At 66.2% G+C, this 24,644-nt stretch carries 27 protein-coding genes; 16 read left to right on the forward strand and 11 right to left on the reverse strand.

The window, feature by feature from the left end:
• Positions 1-117 precede the first annotated feature (117 nt).
• The 5 genes from ACQY8M_RS02845 to ychF all read left to right on the forward strand — a co-directional run bounded on the left by ACQY8M_RS02845 (position 118) and on the right by ychF (position 4,039).
• Positions 118-417: a hypothetical protein gene (locus tag ACQY8M_RS02845; protein WP_428668972.1), complete on the forward strand. Its 300-nt coding sequence runs from the start codon at positions 118-120 to the stop codon at positions 415-417.
• 157 nt (positions 418-574) lie between these two features.
• Complete coding sequence (locus ACQY8M_RS02850) at positions 575-1,507, forward strand: ribose-phosphate pyrophosphokinase (RefSeq protein ID WP_428668973.1); 933 nt, start codon at positions 575-577, stop codon at positions 1,505-1,507.
• 87 nt (positions 1,508-1,594) lie between these two features.
• Positions 1,595-2,308, forward strand: a complete 714-nt coding sequence (locus ACQY8M_RS02855; protein WP_428668974.1) for a 50S ribosomal protein L25/general stress protein Ctc — start codon at positions 1,595-1,597, stop codon at positions 2,306-2,308.
• Between the two features lie 6 nt (positions 2,309-2,314).
• Complete coding sequence (gene pth / locus ACQY8M_RS02860; RefSeq protein ID WP_428668975.1) at positions 2,315-2,938, forward strand: aminoacyl-tRNA hydrolase; 624 nt, start codon at positions 2,315-2,317, stop codon at positions 2,936-2,938.
• 3 nt (positions 2,939-2,941) lie between these two features.
• Positions 2,942-4,039 carry a redox-regulated ATPase YchF gene (gene ychF / locus ACQY8M_RS02865; protein ID WP_428668976.1) on the forward strand — a complete coding sequence of 366 codons (1,098 nt, stop codon included), beginning with the start codon at positions 2,942-2,944 and terminating at the stop codon, positions 4,037-4,039.
• 91 nt (positions 4,040-4,130) lie between these two features.
• Here ychF and ACQY8M_RS02870 read toward each other — a convergent pair whose 3' ends face one another.
• Positions 4,131-5,681, reverse strand: coding sequence for an AMP-binding protein (locus tag ACQY8M_RS02870; protein WP_428668977.1), 1,551 nt, complete (start codon positions 5,679-5,681; stop codon positions 4,131-4,133).
• A 2-nt stretch (positions 5,682-5,683) separates the two neighbouring features.
• Positions 5,684-7,285: an FAD-dependent oxidoreductase gene (locus ACQY8M_RS02875; protein WP_428668978.1), complete on the reverse strand. Its 1,602-nt coding sequence runs from the start codon at positions 7,283-7,285 to the stop codon at positions 5,684-5,686.
• Between the two features lie 88 nt (positions 7,286-7,373).
• Here ACQY8M_RS02875 and ACQY8M_RS02880 point away from each other — a divergent pair, with 88 nt between their 5' ends.
• A complete protein-coding gene (locus ACQY8M_RS02880; protein WP_428668979.1) occupies positions 7,374-7,778 on the forward strand; it encodes a RidA family protein in 405 nt (134 codons plus the stop codon).
• Between the two features lie 3 nt (positions 7,779-7,781).
• Here ACQY8M_RS02880 and ACQY8M_RS02885 read toward each other — a convergent pair whose 3' ends face one another.
• Complete coding sequence (locus ACQY8M_RS02885; protein WP_428668980.1) at positions 7,782-9,632, reverse strand: PhoX family protein; 1,851 nt, start codon at positions 9,630-9,632, stop codon at positions 7,782-7,784.
• Between the two features lie 124 nt (positions 9,633-9,756).
• Here ACQY8M_RS02885 and ACQY8M_RS02890 point away from each other — a divergent pair, with 124 nt between their 5' ends.
• A complete protein-coding gene (locus ACQY8M_RS02890; RefSeq protein ID WP_428668981.1) occupies positions 9,757-11,088 on the forward strand; it encodes an esterase-like activity of phytase family protein in 1,332 nt (443 codons plus the stop codon).
• Between the two features lie 38 nt (positions 11,089-11,126).
• On the forward strand, positions 11,127-11,444 hold the full coding sequence (locus tag ACQY8M_RS02895) for a hypothetical protein (protein ID WP_428668982.1): 318 nt from the start codon (positions 11,127-11,129) through the stop codon (positions 11,442-11,444).
• A gap of 272 nt (positions 11,445-11,716) precedes the next feature.
• Here ACQY8M_RS02895 and clcA read toward each other — a convergent pair whose 3' ends face one another.
• Positions 11,717-12,940 (reverse strand): H(+)/Cl(-) exchange transporter ClcA, encoded by a 1,224-nt coding sequence (gene clcA, locus ACQY8M_RS02900; RefSeq protein ID WP_428668983.1) that lies wholly within the window; start codon positions 12,938-12,940, stop codon positions 11,717-11,719.
• A 64-nt stretch (positions 12,941-13,004) separates the two neighbouring features.
• Positions 13,005-13,631, reverse strand: coding sequence for an FMN-binding negative transcriptional regulator (locus tag ACQY8M_RS02905; RefSeq protein WP_428668984.1), 627 nt, complete (start codon positions 13,629-13,631; stop codon positions 13,005-13,007).
• Positions 13,632-13,722: 91 nt separating this feature from the next.
• Here ACQY8M_RS02905 and ACQY8M_RS02910 point away from each other — a divergent pair, with 91 nt between their 5' ends.
• From ACQY8M_RS02910 to ACQY8M_RS02935, 6 genes are all read left to right on the forward strand, one after another.
• The gene (locus tag ACQY8M_RS02910) at positions 13,723-14,394 is read left to right on the forward strand and encodes a dienelactone hydrolase family protein (protein WP_428668985.1); all 672 of its coding nucleotides are present in this window, start codon (positions 13,723-13,725) and stop codon (positions 14,392-14,394) included.
• Positions 14,395-14,474: 80 nt separating this feature from the next.
• Positions 14,475-15,692: a CaiB/BaiF CoA transferase family protein gene (locus tag ACQY8M_RS02915; protein WP_428668986.1), complete on the forward strand. Its 1,218-nt coding sequence runs from the start codon at positions 14,475-14,477 to the stop codon at positions 15,690-15,692.
• Positions 15,692-16,582, forward strand: coding sequence for an HpcH/HpaI aldolase/citrate lyase family protein (locus ACQY8M_RS02920; protein ID WP_428675299.1), 891 nt, complete (start codon positions 15,692-15,694; stop codon positions 16,580-16,582). Before ACQY8M_RS02915 ends, ACQY8M_RS02920 begins: the two co-directional genes overlap by 1 nt.
• A gap of 44 nt (positions 16,583-16,626) precedes the next feature.
• Positions 16,627-17,187: an inorganic diphosphatase gene (locus ACQY8M_RS02925; protein WP_428668987.1), complete on the forward strand. Its 561-nt coding sequence runs from the start codon at positions 16,627-16,629 to the stop codon at positions 17,185-17,187.
• Between the two features lie 2 nt (positions 17,188-17,189).
• Positions 17,190-17,780, forward strand: a complete 591-nt coding sequence (locus ACQY8M_RS02930) for a cysteine hydrolase family protein (protein ID WP_428668988.1) — start codon at positions 17,190-17,192, stop codon at positions 17,778-17,780.
• A gap of 249 nt (positions 17,781-18,029) precedes the next feature.
• Positions 18,030-18,467, forward strand: coding sequence for a PPC domain-containing DNA-binding protein (locus ACQY8M_RS02935; RefSeq protein WP_428675300.1), 438 nt, complete (start codon positions 18,030-18,032; stop codon positions 18,465-18,467).
• A gap of 122 nt (positions 18,468-18,589) precedes the next feature.
• Here ACQY8M_RS02935 and ACQY8M_RS02940 read toward each other — a convergent pair whose 3' ends face one another.
• From ACQY8M_RS02940 to petA, 3 genes are read right to left on the reverse strand one after another with little or no spacing between them, the layout of a single operon-like run.
• Positions 18,590-19,372: a cytochrome c1 gene (locus ACQY8M_RS02940; RefSeq protein ID WP_428675301.1), complete on the reverse strand. Its 783-nt coding sequence runs from the start codon at positions 19,370-19,372 to the stop codon at positions 18,590-18,592.
• Positions 19,373-19,377: 5 nt separating this feature from the next.
• A complete protein-coding gene (locus ACQY8M_RS02945) occupies positions 19,378-20,613 on the reverse strand; it encodes a cytochrome b (protein ID WP_428668989.1) in 1,236 nt (411 codons plus the stop codon).
• Between the two features lie 15 nt (positions 20,614-20,628).
• Positions 20,629-21,195 (reverse strand): ubiquinol-cytochrome c reductase iron-sulfur subunit, encoded by a 567-nt coding sequence (gene petA / locus ACQY8M_RS02950; protein WP_428668990.1) that lies wholly within the window; start codon positions 21,193-21,195, stop codon positions 20,629-20,631.
• Positions 21,196-21,350: 155 nt separating this feature from the next.
• Between petA and ACQY8M_RS02955 the strand changes: the two genes are divergently transcribed.
• A complete protein-coding gene (locus tag ACQY8M_RS02955) occupies positions 21,351-21,809 on the forward strand; it encodes a tRNA (cytidine(34)-2'-O)-methyltransferase (protein WP_428668991.1) in 459 nt (152 codons plus the stop codon).
• Entirely contained in the window at positions 21,806-22,669 is an 864-nt protein-coding gene (gene hemF, locus ACQY8M_RS02960; protein ID WP_428668992.1) for an oxygen-dependent coproporphyrinogen oxidase, read from the forward strand. Before ACQY8M_RS02955 ends, hemF begins: the two co-directional genes overlap by 4 nt.
• 86 nt (positions 22,670-22,755) lie before the next feature.
• Here hemF and ACQY8M_RS02965 read toward each other — a convergent pair whose 3' ends face one another.
• Genes ACQY8M_RS02965 through ACQY8M_RS02975 form a run of 3 tightly spaced genes read right to left on the reverse strand, consistent with a single transcriptional unit; the run spans position 22,756 to position 24,601 of the window.
• Positions 22,756-23,166 carry a hypothetical protein gene (locus ACQY8M_RS02965; protein WP_428668993.1) on the reverse strand — a complete coding sequence of 137 codons (411 nt, stop codon included), beginning with the start codon at positions 23,164-23,166 and terminating at the stop codon, positions 22,756-22,758.
• Positions 23,163-24,371 carry a CCA tRNA nucleotidyltransferase gene (locus ACQY8M_RS02970; RefSeq protein ID WP_428668994.1) on the reverse strand — a complete coding sequence of 403 codons (1,209 nt, stop codon included), beginning with the start codon at positions 24,369-24,371 and terminating at the stop codon, positions 23,163-23,165. The genes ACQY8M_RS02965 and ACQY8M_RS02970 overlap by 4 nt, the downstream gene beginning before the upstream one ends.
• Positions 24,368-24,601, reverse strand: coding sequence for a hypothetical protein (locus ACQY8M_RS02975; RefSeq protein ID WP_428668995.1), 234 nt, complete (start codon positions 24,599-24,601; stop codon positions 24,368-24,370). The genes ACQY8M_RS02970 and ACQY8M_RS02975 overlap by 4 nt, the downstream gene beginning before the upstream one ends.
• Positions 24,602-24,644: the final 43 nt, after the last annotated feature.

The raw sequence follows: 24,644 nt of genomic DNA on the forward strand, positions 1-24,644 counted from the left end.
CTGGGCTGCCCTGGGTAACATCACGCGATTTTCGAATGGGCCACGAACTTCTATTCGTTCGTGCCGCCGCAACCAGCGCCCATGTGCAGAGCCATAGCCCAACTGGAGGTTCTGCTCATGACTGCCTTCTCTCTTCTTCGTACCGCCGCGACCCTGCCTGGCGTGCTGCTCGCGATCGGATTGGCCGGTCCGGTTTCCGCCCAAACCAAGGCCGAAGAGCTGGCCCGATGCCAGGGCCTGTACAGCCAGTGGAGCCGCTACAACGGCACCTTCGGCTACGGCCGGATGGCGGGTGCCGATGTCGCCCTCGAGGAGTGCCGCAAGGGCAACACGACGGCCGGCATCGCCGACCTCAAGCGCGCCCTCGAGCGGTCCAACATCCCGCTGCCTGCGTCGGAGACGGCGACCGCTCGCTAGCCCCCGTGCCGCACGGCGAGCCGTCCGGGAGGGCGGCTCGTCGCGGCCTGAAAGCGCGATGTTTCAGGCCGTTTACAGGTTGGGGACTCATTGGTATGTTCCGCCCGCATCGCGGCCCCCAATGGCCGTTTTCTCGTTTGAGATCAACGGCTTAACTATGAAAATCCTGTCGGGCAACAGCAACAGACCGCTGGCTGAAGCCATTTCGGCCGAGCTTGGGCTACCGCTGGTCAAGGCGAACATCCGCCGGTTCGCCGACAATGAGATCTTCGTCGAGATCCGGGAGAATGTACGCGGCGAGGACGTGTTCGTCGTCCAGTCGACCAGTTCCCCGGCCAACGACCACCTGATGGAGCTGCTGATCATCATCGACGCGCTGCGCCGCTCGTCGGCCCGGCGCATCACCGCGGTGATGCCCTACTACGGCTACGCACGCCAGGATCGCAAGACCGCATCGCGCACGCCGATCACGGCCAAGCTGGTCGCCAATCTGATCACCCATGCCGGCGCCAACCGTGTCCTGACACTCGATCTGCATGCCGACCAGATCCAGGGCTTCTTCGACATCCCGCTCGACAATCTGTATGCCGGCCCGGTGTTCTCCAAGCACATGGAGGAGACGCTTGCCAACCGCAACCTGACCGTGGTGTCACCCGACACCGGCGGCGTGGTGCGTGCCCGAGCCATCGCCAAGAGGGTCGACGCCGACCTCGCGATCATCGACAAGCGGCGCGAGCGGGCCGGCGTGAGCGAGGTCATGAACGTGATCGGCGACGTGAAGAACGCCGACTGCATCCTGATCGACGACATCGTCGATTCGGCCGGCACGCTCTGTAATGCAGCCGTCGCGCTGATGGAGCAGGGTGCGAAGTCGGTGTCGGCCTATGTCACGCACGGCGTGCTGTCGGGCGGCGCGGTGGCCCGCGTCGCCGCCTCTCCGATGGAGAAGCTGGTGATCACCGATTCGATCCAGCCGACCAAGGAGATGCGCGTGGCGCCGAACCTGCTGCCGCTGCCGATCGCGCCGCTGATGGCCGAAGCGATCAAGCGCATCTCCGAGGAGACCTCGGTGTCGAGCCTGTTCGATTAGGAGAAATACAAGAGATCCGGCGATGGGCACCCCTGGAGGCCACGCCGCGATGATGAGAGAGAACGCAAAACCTTAGGAGAAGTTGAAATGGCAGAGACGACCAAAGTCGTCGCGAAGATGCGGGACCGGGCCGGCAAAGGGGGCGCCCGTTCCAGCCGTCGCGACGGACTGATTCCCGCCGTGATCTACGGCGACAAGCAACCCCCGATGATGATCGCGGTCGAGCCGAAGTCGGTCGAGCGCGAGATGCACAAGGAGGGTTTTTTCAATCACCGCGTCAAGATCGACGTCGACGGCACGACGGTCGACGCCCTGCCGCGCGACGTGCAGGTCGACCCGGTGACCGACAAGCCTCTGCATCTCGACTTCCTGCGGATTGGTCCGGAGTCGATCATCACCGTGCAGGTTCCTGTGCACTTCAAGAACGAGGCGGCGGCGCCCGGCATCAAGCGCGGCGGCGTGCTGAACATCGTCATGCACGAGATCACGGTGCGCACCAAGCCGGACATGATCCCCGAGCTGTTCGAGGTCGACCTGACCGGCCTCGAGATCGGCCATTCGATCCATCTCTCGGCGCTGAATATTGCCGAGGGCATTCGCGTCGTGACCCGCGACAAGGACCCGACCGTGGCGACGATCGCTGCGCCGACGGTCGCCCGTGAAGCCGCGACCGACGCGACAGCAGCTGATGGCGCCGCGGCCGGCGCGGCTCCCGCAGCGGGTGCTGCAGCGGCGGCTCCGGCAGCGGGCGCCAAGGCGCCGGCAGCAGGCGCCAAGGCACCGGCTGCGGCCAAGAAGTAAGTCTCGATGCTCCTGCTGGTCGGGCTCGGAAATCCCGGGCCGCGCTATGCGGGGCATCGGCACAACGTGGGATTCATGGCGGTGGACGAGATCGTCCGCCGCCGTGTCTTCTCGCCCTGGCGATCGCGTTTCAACGGCGAGGTGGCGGAAGGCCATCTCGGCGGCGAGCGCACGATCGCCCTGAAGCCGATGACCTTCATGAACGAGTCGAGCAAGGCCGTGGGCGAAGCCGTGCGCTTCCTCAAGGTGCCGCTCGACCGGGTCGTCGTCTTCCACGACGAGCTGGACATCGCTCCTGGACGGGTGCGCATGAAGAAGGGCGGCGGTGCCGGCGGCCACAACGGCTTGCGCGACATCGATGCCCATGTCGGCAGGGACTATCGACGGGTACGGATCGGCATCGGTCATCCGGGCCACAAGGACCTCGTGCTGCACTGGGTGCTGCGCGACTTCGAGCCGGACGAGCGCGATCCCAGGGACGGCTGGCTGCCGAAGCTGCTGAATGCGCTGGCCGAGGAAGCGGCGCTGCTGATCGAAGGTGGCGCCAAGGCCGATGAAAAGTATATGAGCCGGGTGGCAAGTCTCGCGCCGCCCCCCAATCTTCCGGCCAGGCTGGATCTCAAAGAGTAGACCATGGGTTTCAACTGCGGAATCGTCGGGCTGCCGAACGTCGGCAAATCGACCCTGTTCAATGCGCTGACCGCCACCCAGGCGGCGCAGGCGGCCAACTATCCGTTCTGCACCATCGAGCCGAATGTGGGCCGCGTCGCCGTGCCCGATCCACGGCTCGACAAGCTGGCAGGCATCGCGAGCTCGGCCAAGATCGTCGCGACGCAGCTCGAGTTCGTCGACATCGCCGGCCTGGTGAAGGGCGCGTCGAAAGGCGAAGGGCTCGGCAACCAGTTCCTCGGCACGATTCGAGAGGTCGACGCGATCGCTCATGTGCTGCGCTGCTTCGAGGACAGCGACGTGACCCATGTCTCGGGAAGCGTCGATCCAGTGCGCGATGCCGAGGTCGTCGAGACCGAGCTGATGCTGGCCGACCTCGATTCGCTCGAGAAGCGCCTGCCCAACCTGGAGAAGCGCGCCAAGGGCGGCGACAAGGAAGCCGCGGCCGAGGCACCGGTCGTGAAGAAGGCACTCGACGCGCTGCGCGAGGGCAAGCCGGCGCGCCAGGCCGCGATCACCGACGACGAGCGCCTGGTTTTCTCCCGCCTGCAGCTCATCACCGCTAAGCCGATGATGTATGTGCTGAACGTCGAGGAGTCGGCGGCCGCCACCGGCAATGCGCATAGCGCCAAGGCCGAGGCGTGGGCGAAGGGTCTCGGCATGCCCTGCGTCGTGATCTCGGCAGCGATCGAGGCCGAGGTGGCGCAGCTTCCGCCCGAGGACCAGGGCGAATATCTCTCGTCGCTCGGGCTGAAGGAGACCGGCCTCGCCCAGGTCGTGCGCGCAGGCTACGCGCTGCTCGACCTCGTCACCTTCTTCACCGTCGGCCCGAAGGAGGCGCGCGCCTGGACGGTGCGCCGCGAGGCCAAGGCGCCGGAAGCGGCCGGTGTGATCCACACCGACTTCGAGAAGGGTTTTATTCGCGCCGAGACGATCGCCTACGACGACTACGTCACGCTGAATGGCGAGTCCGGCGCGCGCGATGCCGGCAGGCTACGGCTCGAGGGCAAGGAATATGCCGTCAAGGACGGCGACGTCTTCCACTTCCGCTTCAACGTCTGAGAACTCATTTTCTTCCGGACCGCGAGCCTCCGGCTCGCTCATGATCATGAGCGAGCCGGAGGCTCGCGGTCCGGAAGAGCATGATCCAGGCTCACACGATCCGGCTGGTCTTGTTGCCCCAGTAGCGGTCGCGCAATAGCCGCTTGTAGAGTTTGCCGGTCGGCAGGCGCGGCAGCTCGGCCTCGAAGTCGATCGAGCGCGGGACCTTCTGGCGGGCAAGATGCTGGCCGCAGAAGGCGATCAGCTCTTCCGCCATCTGCGGCGATGGATGCTCGTCCGGCATGAGCTGGATCACCGCCTTCACCTCCTCGCCGAGATCGGCGTTGGGCACGCCGAACACCGCGGCGTCGGCGACCTTGGGATGGGTGATCAGCAGGTTCTCGCATTCCTGCGGGTAGATGTTCACGCCGCCCGAGATGATCATAAAGGTCGCCCGGTCGGTCAGGTAGAGATAGCCGTCGCCATCGACGTAGCCGACGTCGCCGACCGTGCTCATCGTGCCGTCCGCGGAGCGCGCTTCGGCCGTCTTGCCCGGATCGCTGAAATATTCGAACGGGGTCGCCGTCTCGAACCACAGCGTGCCGGGCGTGCCCATCGGCAATTCCTTCATGGCGTCGTCGAGCACGTGCAGCTTGCCGGCCAGGACGCGGCCGACCGTGCCGCGATGCGCCAGCCATTCCTGTGAATTGCAGGCGGTGAAGCCCAGCCCTTCGGTAGCGCCGTAGTATTCGTGGATGATCGGGCCCCACCATTCGATCATCTGCTCCTTGACCTGCACGGGGCAGGGCGCCGCGGCGTGGATCGCAATTTCGAGCGAAGAGAGATCGTGGCGCCGCCGCGCCTCCTCCGGCAGCTTGAGCAGTCGCGAGAACATCGTCGGCACGAGCTGGCTGTGCGTGATGCGGTATTTCTCGACCAGCGCGAGATACTGCTCGGGGTCGAACTTTTCCATGATCACCGCCGTTCCGCCGCTGCGGATGGTGAGCCCGACCGCGGCCTGCGGCGCCGAATGATAGAGCGGCGCCGGCGACAGATAGATCATGGCGTCGCGGTACTGCCAGAGGTTGAGCAGGAAGCTGAAGATCGGCAGGTGCTTCTCGGGTGGATCCTGCGGCAGTGGCCGCAGGATTCCCTTGGGCCGTCCCGTCGTACCCGACGAATAGAGCATCGCCGTGCCGAGCGATTCGTCGGCGATCGGCGTCGACGGCAAGCCCGCCGTTGCCTGCTCGAGGTTCAGCACCCTGTCGCCGTCACCCGGCCCGTCGACGACCAGGCAGAGCTCGACCTTGGGGCAGAGCGGCAATGCTGCGAGCGCTACGTCGCGCTTGGCCTGCGAGGTGATCAGCACCTTCGACTGGCTGTTGTTCAGGATGTAGGCGAGCTCCTCGACGGTGAGGAACGAGTTCACGCAGGTGTAGTAGTGGCCCGACCGCTCGCCCGCCGCGCAGCATTCGACGTAGCGCGCGTTGTTCTCCATGTAGATCGAGTAGTGATCGAGCCGCCCGACGCCCCGCGCGCGCAGGAAGTGCGCCAACCGGTTGCTGCGCGCCTCCAGCTCGCCATAGGTAATGGTTTCACCGGTGCCGGCCATGATCACGGCCGGCCGGTCCGGATACGCTGCTGCGTGCTTGCCCGGATACATCTCTAGTTCCTCCCTGTCGCCACGGCCGCGACCTTCTGCGGGTCGGCCGGCCCCTTGTCGCCGCGCCAGACCACATGCAGGTCGGGACGCAGCAGGATGAGGTCGCGCTCGTAAACGGACCGCAAATGATCTTCGGCGATGTCGACAACCCCGAACGGCGCGCCGGTCGCGTGCATCGCGCGTTCCAGCGCTGTCGTGTCGGCCGAGAGGCCGTGCCCGCTGCGCAACAGGGTGTAGCCGTCGCCCAGCCGGTCATGCAGGGCGGTCCCGTCCTGCAGCCACAGATGCGGCAGGCGGGCGCCGGGCCAGGTCGTGGGAACGTAGCTGCGCGGTTCGTCGGGCGGCGGCTCGCCCGGTTCGGCGCAGACCAGCGGCGAGCCGTCGTAGCGGTACCCCAGTTCCGTCCCGATCATCTCGTGGCTGATGCGCTGGCCGACGAAGGCGAGCTCGCGAATCCTCGCCCGCTCCGCCTCGCCCGCCACCGTCTTCTGCGCGATGTCCGGCGAGCAGGCCGCCATCCACGACCGCACGCCGGCAGCGGCCGTACCCGAAGCCAGCCGGTTGCGCAGGCCGATCGGCCGCCGCTCGGCCTCGTAGCTCGCCAGCAGGTTCGGCCCGCCCCAGCCCTGGAGCGTGCCGGCCAGCTTCCAGCCGAGATCGATCGCATCGCCCATGCCGGTGTTCATGCCGAGCCCGCCGTTCGGGATCACCAGATGGATGGAGTCGCCGGCCAGCAGGACACGGCCTTCGCCATAGGATTCGGCGACCAGCAGATGCTGGTTCCAGGCGCTGCGGTTCAGCAGCTCGACATCGACCGTGATGCCGAGGAAATCGCAGATCGACTGCGCTGCATTGTCGGGATCGACCGGCGTGCTGCGGTTCATCATGAAATGCCGCAGGTCGTCCTGCACCACCAGCGTGCCGGTTGGAAAGTAGTAGTGCCGGCCCCGGCCGATGGGGATCGCGTCGAACAGTTCGTCCGACCTGAAGAAGGTCTGATGGATCTGCCGGATGCGGCCCTGCCCTTCGAGCTTGATGCCGAGCTGCTTGCGCACCGTGCTCGAGCCGCCATCACATCCGACGAGATATTTCGCTCGAACCGTCTCATTGCCGGCGAGAACGGCCGACACGCCGTCTGCATCCTGCATGAAGGACAACAGCTCGCAGCCGAAGCGGACGGCGATGTTCGGCATTTCCTCGGCGACCGCCTTCAGCAACGGCTCGAGCGTGTACTGCGAGATGATCTGGTAGGGCTCGAGCGGCAGGGTGCCGTCGTTGCGGGCCCGCGTCTCGGCCTGGCAGGCGGTGACCGACGGATACGGCAGGTGCAGGATCGGCGGATCGACCAGGCTGGTGACGATGAAGACGTCCATCGGGACGTCGCGGAAGAGGCTCGCCGCGCGCACTTTCTCCGCAAGCCCCATGCGGCGGAAGAACTCCATGGTGCGCGCGTTGCAGCGCTCCATCTTCGGCCATTGCCGGCAGGTGTCGTTGCGCTCGACGAGCTGTACCTTGACGCCGCGTCGCGCGAGATCGATCGCAAGGGTCAGGCCGACCGGACCCGCGCCGACCACCATCACATCGGTGTCATACGCGTTATTCATTGCTTCGTTTCACTCCCGAGCGGGAGCTTAGACTTGACTCGAGCGCAAGGGGAGACGGTACGGTTCGCCTTTTCCAGGGAGCCGTGCCATGACCGTCAAGCTTTACACGCCAGAAACCATGCCGCGGCGCGGCGGCTATTCACAGGTCGCCGAGGTGACCAAGGGCAAGCTCGTGCTGATTGCCGGCCAGGTGCCGCACGACGTCAACGACAAGCTCGTCGGCGAGGGCAACTTCGCAGCCCAGGTCGAGCAGGTGTTCAAGAATGCCGACGCCGCGGTGCGTGCCGCCGGCGGCACATTCGCGAACATCGTGAAGATCAACAACTACTGCGTCGCCACGGTCACGCCCGAGGAGCGCACCGCCTTCCAGAAGGTCCGCGACCGCTACGTCAACACCGCTGCTCCGCCGGTCAGCACGTTCATCTTCGTGCCCCGACTGGTCCAGCCGGGCTGGCTGTTCGAGATGGACGCGATGGCCGTGATCGACGGCTGACCCTTACGATCCGATCGCGCCGCCGCCCTTCTTCGTGATCGCGACCACGGAGGGCCGCGGTGGCATGCCATCCTTGAAGTCAGGCCAGCGTGTCGCAGGCTTCTCGAAGGTCGAGCCACGATCCTCGCCGGGATGCTGGATCGCGATGAAGAAGCTCTGGTCGTCGGGCGCGAAAATCGGTCCGCACACCTCGGCGCCCGCCGGCGCCTGATAGAAGCAGCGCGTCAGCGCGCGGCCGAGCCCGACCGTGTCGGTGGCATAGACGCCGTCGGCAATGCCTGCGGCAGTCGGCGCACCGTCGGTCGCGATCCACATGCGGCCCTTCGAATCGAAGGCGACGTTGTCGGGGCAGCTCAGCCAGCCGTCGTTGGTGGTGGCACGGTGATAGCGTGCCCCGGCGTCCTGGCCTGGCTTGCCGGCCAGCAGGAAGATCGACCAGGTGCCGCCGGTCGCGGCATGGTCGCCGTCCGCAGGCGCGATCTCGATGATGTGGCCGTGGCCATTGGCGGCCCGCGGATTGGCCTTGTCGACCTGATCCGGCGTGCGGTTCGTATTGTTGGTCAACACGACATAGACGCGGCCGTTGACCGGGTTGGTCTCGATGTCCTCAGGCCGGTCCATCGGCGTGGGCTTGAGCAGGTTGGCGGCAAGCCGGGCCTTGATCACCACGTCGCCCTGGTTGGCAAAGCCGTTGTCGGCCGTCAGCGGCCCCTGGCCGTGCACCAGTGGCAACCATTCCACCTTGCCGTCATCGGCGAAGCGGGCGACATACAGCACGCCTTCGTCGAGGAGATCGCGATTGGCGGCGCGGTCGTCGGCGTTCCACGGCCGGGAGGTCACGAACTTGTAGACGTATTCGCCGCGCTCGTCGTCGCCGCTGTAGAAGACCACGCGGCCGTCCTTGGCCAGCGCATAGGTGCTGCCCTCGTGCTTGAAGCGGCCGAGCGCCGTCCGTTTCACCGGCGGCGAGCCGGGCTCATAAGGGTCGATCTCGACCACCCAGCCGAAGCGGTTGGGCTCGTTCGGCTCCTTGTCGAAGCTGAAGCGGTCGAAGTGCTTGCTCCACGTGTAGCGCGACCGGCTGAAGCCGTACTCCTTCAGCACGGCAGCATCGGGGTGCTTGGCGGCATCGCCATTGAAATACGCGTCGAAATTCTCCTCGCAGGTCAACCAAGTGCCCCACGGCGTGCTGCCGCCGGCACAATTGTTGAACATGCCGAGCACCGTGCGGCCGGTCGGATCGACCGAAGTCTTCATCTTCTCGTGCCCGGCCGCCGGGCCTGAGATCTGCATCGGGGTGTTGCCCGACAGGCGGCGCGCATACTTGCTGTCCGGCACGACCTGCCATTGGCCGCCCTCGCGCACGATCTCGACCACCGCGCCGCCGTGGGCTGCCAGCTCGATCTCGGCCTGCGCCTTGCTCGCGCCCTCGCTCCCGAGGTTGGGGAACATCAGCTCGGTGTTGGTGTACTCGTGATTCACCACGAGCAGGAAGCGATCGGACGTCCGGCTGCCGAGCGGCAGCGGATGAAGTCCGAGAAAGTCGTTGTTGTAACCGAACTGCTTCTCCTGCGCGGCGGCCGTCTGGTTGGCCGGATCGAAGGCCGGCGCCCCGGCCACCACCGGATCGCCCCAGCGGATCAGCACCTGCATGTCGTACCCGTCGGCGACGTGCTGCTGCGGGTCGTAGGTGTGCGCGAGCTCCTTGAAGCGGAGCGTCGACGGTCCCGCCTCCTGCGCCGCAGCGGCGAAGGGCGAGGCCACGGCGAGCGCGGCCGCGCCGCCCAACAATCCGCGGCGGTTGAGGCGAAGGTCGATCAGATCGGCGAGCGTCGGCTGGCTATTCTGGGTCATGGGTCTCTCTTCCGTCGCGCAAATGCGCTCGGATGGCTCTTCGCGCAAAAGCGCTACGATACCATGACAAAGCCACTCACAGCAGCGTCAGCAAATCGTAGCGTGCACCCGGTATGTCTACGGCATGAGACACACGATACCCCTCCTCACCATCGCGATCGTCAGCTTTGCGCCGCTCGCGTCCGCCCAACCCAAATTTCCTGCCGTGCTCGAAGGCCACGCCATCCTCCCGGCGATGACCCTCGTTCCGGCCCCGGCCGATGCGCCGCAGGAACTGCAACTCTCGGGCCGTTACGCCACGCCGAAGCCGATGCGGGTCGACGAGCCCGAAACCGCGATGGGCATTTCCGCCCTGTCCGACAAGGCCGCCCCACGGCCCACCGGCCTCAAGCTGCCGTTCAAGGGCCAGCCCGTGCAGGGCCTGTCGGGCATCCGCGACCTGAAGGACGGCACGTTCCTGACCGTGACCGACAACGGCTTCGGCTCGAAGGCCAACTCGCCCGACGCGATGCTGATGTTCCACGTCATCAAGCCCGACTGGAAGGCCGGAACGATCGAGCGCGTCTCGACCAGCTTCCTGCACGATCCCGACCGCAAGGTGCCGTTCCGCATCGTCAACGAGAACACGCCCAGGCGCTACCTTACCGGGTCGGACTTCGATCTCGAATCGATCCAGCCGGTCGGCGACGCGCTGTGGTTCGGCGAGGAGTTCGGGCCGTTCCTGATCAAGACCGATCGCAGCGGCAAGGTGCTCGCGGTGTTCCAGACCCAGGTCGACGGAAAGGTCGCGCGCTCACCCGACAATCCCGGGGTGACGATGCCGAGCGCACCCGGCGCCGTGGCGTTCGAGGTCCGGCGCAGCAAGGGTTTCGAGGGCATGGCGCAGTCGCCCGACGGCAAGACTCTCTATCCGCTGCTCGAAGGCCCGCTCACCGGCGAGGCCTTCCTGCGCGTCCTCGAATTCGATGTCGCCAAGGAAGCCTTCACCGGAAAGAGCTGGAAGTACAAGCTCGAAGCGCCGGGCAACGCGATCGGCGACTTCAACATGATCGACGCCACGACAGGCCTGATCATCGAGCGTGACGACTCCGAGGGCGACCCGGCGCTGGCCTGCAAGGACGTCGCCAAGCCCGACTGCTTCAATGTGCCGGCGAAGTTCAAGCGCATCTACAAGGTCGACCTCGCCCAGGCCGATGCCGACGGCTTCGTGAAGAAGGTCGGCTACATCGACCTGATGGACATCGAGGACCCGAACAAGATCGCCCGCCAGGGCGGCAGGGACGGCAAGCTGGGCTTCCCGTTCTTCACCATCGAGAATGTCGACGTGGTCGATGCGGACCACATCATCGTCGGCAACGACAACAACCTGCCCTTCTCCTCCGGCCGCGCCCTCGGCAAGGCGGACGACAACGAGATGGTGATCCTGAAGGTCGGCGAGCTGCTGCGCGCCAAGTAGAGCCGACCGTCCCGCCGCCGGCGTGATAGGCTGGCGGCATGGCGACCGCTCGACACCAGGAACTGCAGCAGCGGGCCTCGGCCTTGCGGGCCGAGGCCACGGCGCTGACGACGACCTATCGCCGACGGACCTGGGTCCGCTTCGCCCTGGTCTTCATTCCCGTGCCATTCGTCCTCGTCCTGCTGCGCCTGCAGATCGAGGCGTGGCATTATTTCCTGTTCGGCGGCGCCTATATCGGCTTCTCGGCGCTGCTCTACGTGATCGACGGCCGCGCGTCCGACCGCTGCGATGCCGCCGACAAAGCCGCCGATGAGGCAGAGCGGGCAGCAAAGGCCGCAGCGGCGAATTCCGCCTAGGCTCTCCTCGTCACCGAGAAAGCCGGTGAATTCGGATCGCTGGGAGCGCGGCTCTCCAGAGCCGCTCTTTCTTCGCTTCGCCAAACCCCAGAGCGGCTCTGGAGAGCCGCGCTCCCAGCGCCTCGACATTGTCGAGACAAATTCTCGGGACGACGGGAGCATCTTGTCGTTCCGAAGTGTGGCGCCACCGGATCATGATCATTGGACCGCGCGCATCCTTGCGCGCTCATACGCGCCCATGAGCGCGCAAGGATGCGCGCGGTCCAATGATGTCAGCGCTTCTGGAGCGTCCGCTCGCGCCGCAATGTTCCCTCGCGCAGGGATTCGTAGATCGGCAGGTTGCGCAACAGGGTCGGCACGAGCATGGCGGCGCAGCAGGCGCCCAGCATCGGCAGCAGCACGGTGAAGGCCGCCGTCATCTCCGTGATCAGCACGATCCCGGTGAGCGGCGCGCGCACCACGCCGGTGAAGAAGGCGGCCATGCCGACCACGGCGAAGGCTTGCACAGGAACACCCAAGCCGGGAAAGACGAAGAGGCAGGCGGCCCCGAACAGCAATCCCGACTGCGCGCCGAGCACCAGCATCGGGGCGAACAGGCCACCCGGCGTCCCTGCCGCGTAGGACGCGTGCCCCATCACCACCCGCAACAGGAAGAGCAGCGGCAGGAAGGCCAACGGCTCGACGCCTGACAGGGCCCGCTGGGTCAACGCGTCACCGCCGCCGACGAAGGACGGCGCGAACCACGCCACTGCGGCGACGGCCGCACCGACCAGCGCCGCGCGCACCTCGGGCAGCAACAGTCGCATCCTTTCGAACGCAGCCATCGTCGCAAGCAGCGAGCGGTTGTAGCCAACGGCGAGCAGTCCGGCGACGGCACCCAGGACAAGGAACAGGGGCAGGCTGAACGACGGCACGTGATCGAGCGCGATGACGGTGAAGTCCGTCTGGTCGCCCAGGATCGCCCGCGCCGTCCCGATTGCCGTCGCCGAGGCGGCAAGTGCCGCGATCGCGATCCGCTGCTCGAAGCGCTGCACCAGCTCCTCGAGCACGAACACCGCACCGGCGATGGGCGCGTTGAAGGCGGTGGCAAGGCCCGCGCCGGCACCGGCGGCCATCAGCACCCGGCTGTCGGCCCAGCAACGCTGCGACAGAGCAGCCGCGACATGAGCGATGCTGGCGCCCATCTGCACGCTCGGTCCCTCGCGGCCGAGCGCGAGGCCGGAGCCGATCGCCAGCAGGCCGCCGACGAATTTCACCGGCAGCAGAATGAAAGGTGCGGGCGGCACTTCCTGGCGCAACACCGCCTCGACATGCGGGATGCCGCTGCCCGTCGCGTGCGGCGCGAAACGGCGCACCAGCCAGGCGGCGAGCGCCGCCGCGGCGCCTGCCAACACCACGAGCAGGAAGCCGGCGAACGCCTGGCCATGCGCCCAGGCGATGGCGAGGTCGCGCAGCCGGTCGGCCTGCTCCAGCGCCAGGCGGAAAATCGCGCACACGACTCCGGTTGCCGCCCCCACGGCAAGAGCGAGGGCGGTCAGGACGAGGAGATTGCCGCCACGCTCAGGCAGGCAGCACCCGCTTCATCCACTTCGCCGTTGCCTGCGAGTCCTGGTTGTCGCTCGCCTCAAGCTTTGCGATCACGCGCTGGCGATCTTCCAGCTCGCGGTTCTGGCTGAGCTTGAGCTTGGTCTCGATACGGTCGAGCGTCATGCGAAACGCGACAATGTGCTGCGTCTGGCCGGCGGCGTTGCCGGGCGGCAGGTGTCCCAAGCCCCAGGCGTCGGCGCCGGTACCCTCGTATTGTGCGGCGAGCTTGGTCAGCACCATCAGCACGGCAGGGGTCGCCTCGACGATCTCCGGCCGGCCATAGGCGTGCACGGTGACGTAGTTCCAGGTCGGCACCTTGGGGCCGGGTGTGTACCAGGTCGGCGAGACATAGGCGTGCGGGCCCCAGAAGATCGCAAGCGACGGCGCTGGGCGCGCGAACAGCTTCCAGTGATCGTTGGCACGCGCCATGTGCCCGACCAGGGTGCCGTGCGGGCTGCCGTCGTCCTCCCATTGCAATGCGAGATGCGTGCAGAGCGGCGCGCCGGCTTCGTCGGCCGTGGTCAGCAGCGCCCAGCTATGGACCTTCATGATCTCGCGGCCGTCGACCTCGCTGCCCTCGAAATGCTTCGGGATGTACATCGCCTGCCTTCTAGGCTCGCACTGCGAGCCAGTGGGTTGAACGAAGCCGCATTACCATGTTCACTGCGGCCCGCAATCGGGAGGTTTTTTCATGGGTGAAGATATTCGTCTCAAATCAGCGGCCGGGGAAATCGGCGCCTACCTTGCCACACCGAAGGGGACACCCAAAGGTGGCGTCGTGGTCGTGCAGGAAATTTTCGGGGTGAACCATCACATCCGGGCGGTGACCGACAAGTTCGCGGCCGACGGCTATATCGCGCTCGCCCCGTGCTTCTTCGACCACATCAAGCCCGGCATCGAGCTCGGCTACACGCCGGACACCATTGCCGAGGGGCGTGGCTACGTGATGACGCCGGGCTTCACCGACAAGGCGGTGCAGGACGTCCAGGCGGCGATGGACGAGCTGAAGAAGCGCGGTGCGAAGAAGGTCGCGGTGACCGGCTATTGCTGGGGCGGCACGATCGCCTGGCTGGCCGCCACCCGCCTCAAGCCCGACGCCGTGTCGGCCTATTACGGCGGCGGCATCCACGGCACCAAGAGCGAGAAGCCGACGGTGCCGACGCAGATGCATTTCGGCGACAAGGACATGCACATCCCGATGGCGCACGTGAACGAGCTGCGCCAGCTCCATCCCGATGTCGCCATCTTCGACTATCCGGCCGACCACGGCTTCCATTGCGACGAGCGCGGCAGCTACGACGCCGCCGCCTCCAAGCAGGCAATGGCCCGCACGCTCGAGCTGTTTGCCAAGCACGTCGGCTAAGCTGGGAGCGCGGCTCTCCAGAGCCGCTCTTCCGTCTTCGACCTTTGCATGAGCGGCTCTGGAGAGCCGCGCTCCCGGCCATGAAAAAGCCAGCCCAGAAGTCCTTCACGCCCGAGGCACGCGGCCCCCTGAACGGGGTCCGTGTCGTCGATCTGTCGCGCCTGGTCGCCGGCAATATCCTGACGCTCCAGCTCGCCGATTTCGGCGCCGAAGTGATCAAGATCGAGCCGCCCGAGGGCGACACGCTGCGCTCCTGGAAGGTGAAGGGCGTCGAGACGGCGTGGAAAGTCTACAGCCGCAACAAGAAGAGCGTCGCGCTCGACCTGCGCTCCGATGCCGGCCGCGCCATTGTGCGCGAGCTCGCGAGGTCGGCCGCGATCCTGGTGGAGAGCTTCCGGCCGGGCGTGCTGGAGGACATGGGGCTCGCCCCGGCGGCGCTGCTCGAGATCAACCCCCGGCTGGTCGTGGTGCGCATCTCGGGCTGGGGCCAGGACGGACGCTACCGCCACAAGCCGGGCTTCGGCACATTGATCGAGGGCTATTCGGGCTTCGCCTCGATGAACGGCTTCGGCGATCGCGAACCGGTGCTGCCGCCGATGTATCTCGCCGACTGCATGGCGGCGCTGAACGGCTACGGCGCGGTCCTGGTCGCGCTACGCGAGGTCGAGATGAACGGCGGCCAGGGCCAAGTGATGGACCTGCCATTGTTCGATCCGCTGTATTCGATGCTCGGACCGCAGGCGGCCAACTACAAACTGACCGGCGAGGTGAAAGTCCGTACGGGCAGCCGCTCGACCAATGCCGCGCCGCGCAATGTCTATCAGACAAAGGACGGTCACTGGGTCTGCCTGTCGGCCTCGACACAAGGCATGGCCGAACGCGTGCTGGTCAAGATCGGCCGACCCGAGCTCGTGAAGGATCCGCGCTTCTCGACCAACATCGAGCGCGTCAAGAACGGTCTCGAGCTCGACCGCATGATCGGCGAGTTCGTCGGCGCCCGCGATCTCGCCGAGAATCTCAGGTATTTCGATGAGGCGGGTGTCACCATCGGCCCGGTCTACGACATCGCCCAGATCACGCAGGACGACTATGTCCTGGAGCGCGAGGCATTGATCGAGATTCCCGACGAGACGATGGGCGAGTTGCCGACGCATCCGGTCGTGCCTCGCCTCTCCGGCACGCCGGGCGCCCTGAAGTCCGCAGCGCCGAAGATCGGCGAGCACAACGAGGCACTGCTGAAGCCCCTGCTCGGCGAGACCGAGTACGACAAGCTCAAGCAGGCTGGAGTGATCAAGTGATGCGCCCCACGCCGCCCGTCTGGCGCTCGATCCTCTACGTGCCGGGCAACGTCCCGAAGTTCATCGACAAGGCGCACGAGCGTGGCGCGGATTGCGTGCTGGTCGATCTCGAGGACAGCGTGCAGCCGGCACAGAAGCCCGAGGCGCGCGCCATGCTGGTCGAGACAATGTCGAAGGTCGCCCGCGGCGGCGCCGACGTCGCCGTCCGCATCAACCGGCCGATGCGCATGGCCGTCGCCGACATCGAGGCCGCGGTGCGACCGGGCCTGTCGGCGCTGTTCGTCACCAAGGCCGAGGGCGTGCAGCACCTGCGCCTGCTCGACGAGATCGTGACAGAGCTCGAGAAGGAACGCGGCCTGCCGATCGGCGGCATCGGCTTCGCCGCGATGATCGAGCATCCGCGCGCGCTCGCGCACATCAACGACATCGCCGAGCATGGCCCGCGGGTCATCGCCATGATGCTCGGCGGCGAGGATTTCGCGCTGGAGACGGGCTCGGTGCCGGGCGACGAGACGCTCGAATTGCCCAAGCGCATGGTAGCGTTCGCGGCGCAGGCGCATGGCGTGCCGATGATCGGCATCCTGGGCACCGTCGCCGACTATTCCGATCCCGACGCCTACCGAAAAAGCGCCGAACGCGCGCGCCGCTTCGGCTTTTCCGGCGGCACCTGCATCCATCCCGGCCTGGTGACGGCCCTGAACGAGGCTTTCACGCCGAAGGCCGAGGAAGTGGCCCATGCGCTGAAGCTGATCGAGGCCAACAGGAAAGCGGCCGCCGACGGCCGCGGCTCCTTCTCGGTCGACGGCAAGATGATCGACATCCCGGTCATCGACCGTGCCCGCAAGCTGCTCGCCCGCCACGAGGCGATCGAGCGGCGGCTGAAGAGATAGGGTCGACGGCTGCAACATTGAGCCGAGGGCGCCGTTATTGGCGCATGGCCGGATCCGAGAAATCCTCGCCGTCCCTGATCGATCTGCCCGTCCGCGACCGCGAAACGGGAGACGTCACCGTGGTCGTCGAAACGCCCAAGGGCAGCAGGAACAAGTACAAGTACGATCGAGAGCATGGCGCCTTGCGCCTCGGCTCCGTACTCGCCGAGGGATTGTCGTTTCCGTACGATTTCGGCTTCTTGCCCTCGACCCGGGGCGACGACGGCGATCCGCTCGACGTGCTGCTGTTCCTCGATCACGGCGTGCCGCCCGGCTGCGTGGTGGCGGCGCGCCTGATCGGCGTGCTCGAGGTGCGTCAGCGCGAGGGCCGGGGAGAATGGAAACGCAACGACCGCTTTCTCGCCGTGGCCAGGCACGCACCCGCGCACGGGCATGTACAAGCGCTCGCCGACCTCCGGCCTCGTCTGCTCGAGGAGATCGAATCCTTCTTCATCCATTACGCGGGCTTCAACGGTAAGACGCTCGAGGTTCTGGACCGCCGGGGCCCCGAGCGCGCCGCGCAGCTCCTGGAGATTGGCACGCGCCGGTTCGACGGCGGCCGATAGCCGTGACCGATCTGCGTCTCGGCTCGGCGGTCCATCTCGCCATCGACATGCAGCTCCTGTTCGCCGAGCCGGGACCGTGGTCGGTGCCCTGGCTGCCGCGCATCCTGCCGATGGTCGTCGAGCTGGCGCGGCGTCATCCCGAGCGTACGGTGTTCACGCGCTTCATCCCGCCGCGGCGGTCCGAGGACATGCCGGGCGCGTGGCAGGACTACTATCGCCGCTGGCAGGCCATGACGCGGGAAAAGCTCGATAGACGCCTGCTTGAACTCGTCGAGCCGCTGCGCGGGCTCATGCCGCCCGCCCGTCTCTGTGACAAGGCGGTCTATTCGGCGTTCGGCAATCCCAGGCTCGCACCATGGCTCAAGTCGCAGGGCGCGGACACGCTGATCATGAGCGGCGGCGAGACCGACGTGTGCGTACTGGCGACCGTCATGTCGGCGCTCGATCTCGGTTTCCATGTCGTGCTCGCCACCGATGCCCTGTGCAGCGTGAGCGACGCCACGCATGACGCCCTTCTGCTGCTCTATCGCGAACGCTTCTCGCAGCAGATTGCGACGGCGACGAGCGAGGAGATTCTGCAGGCGTGGAACTAGGGCCGCAGCCTAACGCCGTCATCGGCGCGCAGTCCCGCAACCATTCCCCACAACTCGACGTTAGCGCTCAACGAACAACATACGCGCGCAACATGTTCACTACCGTCAGGGGTGAGAAGGAAGAGCAGCCCGCTTCCGCTCTCCCCGTCGTTGCTCGCTCTCAAAGGAGACTGTCATGGGTCGCGGAATTCTACTTTGGCTGCTGGGTGTTCCCATTCCGATCATCATCCTGCTGGCCCTCTTTTGGCGATGAAGTCCCGGTTGGTCTGGGAGGAGGCGGGTGAGCGCACCTTCGTTGTCGTGCTGGATGCCGGCGACGAAGCGTTCTCCGCCCTCACCGACTTCGCCAATCGCAATCATCTGGGCGGCGCCTCGCTGAGCGCCCTCGGCGCCTTCGAGCGCGTAACCGTCGGATGGTTCGACCTCCGAGCCAAGACGTACCGCCCGATCGAGATCGACCAGCAGTGCGAGGGATTGAGCTTGCTGGGCGACATTGCGATCGCCGACGACGGCAAGGCGAGCCTCCACATGCACGCCGTGCTCGGCTTGCAGGACGGCACCACGCGTGGAGGGCACTTCCTGAAAGGGATCGTGCGGCCGACTCTCGAAGTAACTGTGGTGGAGACTCCCGCGCATCTGCGCCGCCGGAAACAGCCGGGCCTGGGGATCGCGCTCGTCGAGCCGTGAGCCTCGCGGGCCCGCGAAAGAATCGTTTCCGCCAGCTCGGCTCCCGCGCCGATCAAGGCAGCCGACCAACAAAAAAGCCGCGGAACACCGCGGCTTTTCCATTTTTGGCCTGCGCGGCCGGATCAGTGCTTGTCGGCCCAGACCTGCCGCTTCACGGCATACATCAGGCCGGCAAGCGCGAGCAGGAAGAGCACGACCCGGATGCCAGTGCGGTTGCGCGCCTCGAGGTGCGGCTCCGACGCCCAGGCGAGGAACTCCGTGACGTCGGTCGACATCTGCTCGACCGTCGCCTTGGTGCCATCGACATAGGTCACCTTGTCGTCGCTGAGCGGCGGCGGCATGGCGATCTTGTGGCCCGGGAAATAGAGGTTGAAGTTGTCGTCCTTGGTGACGGCAAACTCCTTGACCTGCTCCGGCGTGAGCTTCTCGAACGGCACGTAGCCGGTCAGCAGACCATGGATGTAGTCCGGCCCGCCCTCGCGCGCCTTGACGATGAGGCTGAGGTCGGGAGGCGCCTTGCCGCCATTGGCGGCCGCCGCGGCCAGCGCGTTGGGGAACGGCTTCTTGAAGCGATCGGAGGGGCGCGCCGGACGCTCGATGGGCGAGCCGTCGTCGCTGAGGTCGGGCACCTGGAACTCTGCCGCGATGCCCTTTACCTGATCCTCGGTTAGGCCAAGTTCCGTCAGGTTGCGATAGGACAGGAGCGACAGGGAGTGACAGGCCGCGCAGACATCCTTGTAGACCTGGAAACCGCGTTGCGCGGCGGCCCTGTCATAGGTGCCGAACGGGCCCTGGAAGTGCCAATGCTTGTGCGGCGGATGCACGACCGATTCGGCCGCTATGGCGACCGCGCCGGCGGTGAGGGCTGCGAGGGCGATCGCGCCCGAGGCGAGAAACTTGCGCATGGTGCTCACGCCACCTTCTTCTTGAGCACAGAGTCGGCAATGCTGGCCGGCAATGGCAGAGGCCGCTCGATCTTGCCCAGGATCGGGAGCAGCACGATGAAGTGGAAGAAGTAGTAGAGCGTGGCGACTCGCGAGAGCGGGACGAAGAAGCCTTCCGGCGGGTTCGCGCCGCACCAGCCCAGCACGATCACGTCGATCACCAGCACGAACATGAACCACTTGTAGATCGGCCGAAACACGCAAGAGCGCACGCGCGAGGTGTCGAGCCAGGGCAGCACGAACAAGATCGCGATGGCGCCGAACATCGCCAGCACGCCACCCAGCTTGTCGGGAACGGCACGCAGGATTGCGTAGAACGGCAGGAAGTACCATTCGGGCACGATGTGCGCCGGGGTCACCAGCGGATTGGCCGGCGTGTAATTGTCGGGATGGCCCAGGTAGTCGGGCGCGAAGAACACGAAAGCGGCGTAGACGATCATGAAGCACATGACGCCGAAGCCATCCTTCATCGTGTAGTACGGATGGAACGGCACGGTGTCCTGCGGGCCCTTCGGGTCGATGCCCAGCGGATTGTTCGAGCCGTGCACGTGCAGCGCCACGACATGCAGCGCCACCACCGCGACGATGACGAACGGCAACAGGTAGTGCAGGGCGAAGAAGCGGTTGAGCGTGGGATTGTCGACCGCAAAGCCGCCCCACAGCCAGGTCACGATCGAATCGCCGACCACCGGAATGGCAGAGAACAGGCTGGTGATGACAGTGGCGCCCCAGAAGCTCATCTGGCCCCATGGCAGCACATAGCCCATGAAGCCGGTTGCCATCATCAGCAAAAAGATCAGCACGCCCAGGATCCACAGCAGCTCGCGGGGCGCCTTGTAGGAGCCGTAGTACATGCCGCGGAAGATGTGGATGTAGACGGCAATGAAGAAGAACGATGCACCGTTCATGTGCATGTCGCGGAGCAGCCAGCCCTGCGGCACGTCGCGGTCGATGCGCTCGACCGAATCGAAGGCCATCAGCACGTGCGGCGTGTAGTTGGTGGCCAGCACGATGCCGCTCGCGATCATCACCACCAGCATCACCGTGGCGATTGCCCCGAAATTCCAGAAGTAGTTGAAATTCCGCGGCGTCGGGAAGGTGTGATACTCCTTCTCGATATACGAAAAGATCGGCAGGCGGTGATCGATCCAGGCGACCACCTTGTTGTTGAAGACCGGCGGAGCGCCGTGAGACGAGGCCATCAATGACTCCTGGCGCTAGCCGATTTTGACGAGCGTATCGGACGTGAAGAGGTAGTCCGGAACTACCAGGTTCGTGGGCGCAGGCCCCTTGCGGATGCGTCCGGACGTGTCGTACTGCGAACCGTGGCAGGGGCAGAACCAGCCATTGTACTCGCCGCGCGGATCGCCCGGGTTGTTGCCCAGCGGCACGCAACCGAGATGGGTGCAGACGCCGACGATGATCAGCCACTCCGGCCGCACCTTCTTGGCACTGTCGGTGACGCGGGCATTGTCGGTCTGGGGGTCCGGCAGCTCGGACATCTTCACGTCCTCGGCCGCCTTGATCTCCGCCGGGGTGCGATGCCGGATGAAGACCGGCTTGCCGCGCCACTTCACCGTGATCGCCTGGCCCACGGCGACCGGCTGGACGTTCACCTCGATCGAGGCGAGTGCCAGCGTATCGGCCGCGGGATTGAGATTGTTGATGAAGGGCCAGGCCGTCGCGATCGCGCCGACAGCCGCCATGGCGCCTGTCGCGACCATGATGAAATCACGCCGCGTCGGATCGCCGTGGGCGCCGGACGGAATGGTGCTGGAAGCCATTGCTTATTACATCCCCCGAGGAGTTACGCTTATAGACGAGAAAGCCCCTTTTGTTTCAAGGCTCTGATTGGTCGCAGGCAGGCCGGAAAGCCGCTGTGACAGGGTGCCGCATTCGCCGCTTTTTCGCGACGCGGACGACCGAAGGAAGGAATTCAATGCGCCTCGCTCTTTATGAGCCCGATATACCCCAGAATCTCGGGGCTTTCATTCGCCTTGCCGCCTGTATGGGCACGCCGCTCGACGTCATCGAGCCGTGTGGCTTTCCGGTCGACGACAAGCGAATCCGCCGCGCCGCGATGGATTATTACGACCTGGCGCAGCTCCACCGGCATGACTCCTGGGTCGCTTTCCGGCGCGACCGCCCGCCCGGCCGGCTGGTCCTGCTCACCACCTCGGGCGCCATCTCGTTGCCACAGGCGAGCTTCGAGCCCGACGACACCTTATTGCTCGGCCGCGAGAGCGCCGGGGTTCCGGCCGAGGTCCATGCCGACGCCGACCTCCGGGTCCGCGTGCCTCTGCAAAAAGGCGCGCGGTCGCTGAATGTCGCGCTGGCCGCGGCAATGGTATTGAGCGAGGCCCTGCGCCAGACCTCCGGATTCCCAGCCGCCACATGACCGACATCACCGCCGCCAAGATCGCCACGCGCGCCTGGTTCGAAGCTTTGCGCGACCGCCTCTGTGCCGAATTCGAGAGGATCGAGACCGAGCTCACGGGCATGCACGCCGAGCTGCTGCCCGGCCGCTTCGAGCGCAAGGCCTGGCAGCGTGAGCGCGGCGAGGCCGGCGAGGATCGCGGAGGCGGCGTGATGTCGATCATGCGTGGCCGCGTGTTCGAAAAGGTCGGCGTCAACGTCTCGACGGTGTTCGGCGAATTCAGCCCGGAATTTCGCAAGCAGATCCCGGGCGCCGCCGACGACCCGCGCTTCCATGCCTCAGGCATTTCACTCGTGGCACATATGCGATCGCCGCGGGTGCCGGCCGTGCACATGAACACGCGCTTCATTGCCACCACCAAGGCATGGTTCGGCGGCGGCGCCGACCTCACGCCGATGGTGCCGAACGACAGCGACACGCGCATCTTCCACGGCGCCCTGCAGGCCGCGTGCGCCACGCACGGCAACGACAGCTACGCCCGCTTCAAGAAATGGTGCGACGAATATTTCTATCTGCCTCATCGCAGCGAGCCACGCGGCGTCGGCGGCATCTTCTACGACTACCTCGAGGACGACTTCGCCGGGGACTTTGCCTTCACCCGTGCCGTCGGCGAGACCTTCCTCGAGGTCTATCCGAAGATCGTGCGCGCGCACATGAACGAGCCCTGGACGCCGGCCGAGCGCGAACACCAGCTCGTGCGCCGCGGCCGTTATGTCGAGTTCAACCTGCTGCACGACCGGGGCACCAAGTTCGGCCTGATGACCGGCGGCAACGTCGAGGCGATCCTGATGTCGCTGCCGCCGGAAGCGCGGTGGCCCTGAGCCATTTCCCCGTCATGTCGGCAGCAGTCATATGAATATGTCCCTCCACTCCGCTTCGCTCCGGTCGGGACGACGGAGATTTGTGCTCACATGCGACGGCCGCGATTGATCAGCCAGCCAGCAGCGAGCGGCGCAGCGAACAGCACGAAGACCAGCAACGGATAGGGCGCGCCCCACCAGACGGCGAAGCGGTCGAGGAATTTGGCGGGCTCCTGCTCGAAGGTATGGTATCCATAGAGATACTCGGCAAGCACCGTGGTCGGCGGCCAGAGCAGCGATGCGAGCAGTGCCGCCTCGAACCACCTCGGCCCCGCGGTACGCCGTGCATGGATGATCGCCATCAGCACCACATAAGGCAGCGGCACCAGCACCTTGTACCATTCGATCGCGATCGTCGGCAGGCGGTCGGCGATGACGGTGTCGCCGATCATGTCGTTCACCAGCACCAGCACGGCAATGGCAAGCCACAGCACGAAGGTAAGGCCCGGCCGGATCATGTCGCGCGCGCCAATCGTTCGAGTTCGGCGAGGCAGGCTGCACGGTCGGCGGTAAAGTCGCCGTCGACCCACCAGCGCTCGACCGCGTCGAGCAGCGCACCGACCCTCGGCCCGGGCCTGAGGCCGAGCTTCAGAGCATCGCCTCCGCTAACCGGCAGCTCGGGCGGCGTCCAGGCGCGTGCCATCGCGAGCGCAGCCCGCCAGTCGCCGGGCGCGTCGACCGCGAGCAGCAGGCGATCGATGTAGAGGCCATTGCCCAAGCGATAGACGCCCTCTCGCCAGGCGCGCGGCCCACCCGCGATGTCGATCTCGGGTTTGCGCGCCAGCATGACGTCGAGGCGCATGGCTTCCTGCGTGGAAAGCTTCAGCCGCTTGCCGATGGCCGTGGCATCGGCACCCGTCGGCAGGATCGCCGCCAGACGCCGCAGCCCGTCGGGCTCGTCCTCGCGCGCAATCAACGCGCGCAGCCGCGCCGAGCCGGCGTACTCGGGCAGCCAGCGGTCGAGCACGCCGGCTTCGCGCATCGCCCCGAACGCATCGGGCGCGGCTGACGCCTCGAGCGTGCGCAGCAACTCCTTGCGCACCCGCTCGCCCGACAGGCCGCCGAGCGACGCCGCGTTGCGCGCGCAGGCCTGGTAGCTCGGCCCGTCGAGCGGCGGGCGCCCATACCAGGCGTGGAAACGGAAGAAGCGCAGCACGCGGAGACGATCCTCGGCGATGCGCGTGTCGGGATCGCCGATGAACCGCACCCTGCCTGCGGCGAGATCGGCGCGGCCGTCGAACGGATCGTACAGCGTGCCGTCGGGATCGGCGTAAAGCGCGTTGAAGGTGAAGTCGCGGCGGCCGGCATCTTCGAGCCAGTCGTCGGTGAAGGCCACGACGGCACGGCGCCCGTCAGTCTCGACGTCACGGCGCAGGGTCGTGAGCTCGAAGACCTGCGAATTGGCGATCGCCGTCACCGTGCCGTGCTTCAATCCGGTCGGAACGACCTTGATGCCGGCCGTTTCGAGCGCGCGCATCACACTCTCCGGCGGCTTGTCGACCGCAAGGTCGAGGTCATCGGCGGTTTTTCCGAGCACCGCGTTGCGCACGCAGCCGCCAACGAATCGCGCCACGATGCCGGCGGCCCCGAGCGCGGCAAATAGACGTTGCGAGGACGCATCGGCCATCCAGGCCGACGCCTCGATCTTTCCGGCCGCGATCATAGGGCGAACAGACCGCCGTAGCCCTGGTCCTGGGTGAAGAACATGACGATGAAGCCCACGATGGCACATACCAGGCCTGCAATGGCGAGCCAGGTGAGCGGCATGTCCTGCCACTCCGGCAAGGTGCCGGCGAGCTTGCGCTCCTGCTTGATCTTGACCGCCCACGCCCACAGGAAGAAGGCCGCAGTCGGCGCCGTCACGAAGACGAACACCAGCAAGACGATGCGCATGAAACCTCTTTGGCCTCACTCTTGTATAGTGACCCGCCATCAG

It is taken from the genome of Reyranella sp., assembly GCF_965279465.1.
In the GTDB taxonomy this organism is placed as follows: domain Bacteria; phylum Pseudomonadota; class Alphaproteobacteria; order Reyranellales; family Reyranellaceae; genus Reyranella.